Below are 244 nucleotides of genomic sequence, written 5' to 3' on the forward strand. Positions count from 1 at the left end.
GGCTGGCTGCCACAAGCAAGCAACCAGCGTCGGTGTAGGTGCCGTCGATGAAGATCTGGTCGTAGACCCGGTTGGGGTCCGGGGTGTGAGGGACATTGATGAGCCAGAATGGTTCGAATTTACGGTCCAGTGTCCAGCGTGAGCAGCCGACTTCCGAGGCGATGCGGGTCAGTGGTGCTGTCGTAGTGACGTAGCGGTGAAATGTTGTGAAGTCGCGGGCCAGTGCTTGATCTTTGCGGTGTCG

General features: G+C 59.0%; 1 pseudogene. It reads right to left on the reverse strand.

The window, feature by feature from the left end:
- Positions 1 to 244: pseudogene (locus QP140_RS10205) on the reverse strand (IS1249 family transposase); the annotation flags it as partial.

The organism is Corynebacterium sp. UMB9976 (genome assembly GCF_030212265.1).
Classification (GTDB): Bacteria; Actinomycetota; Actinomycetes; order Mycobacteriales; family Mycobacteriaceae; genus Corynebacterium.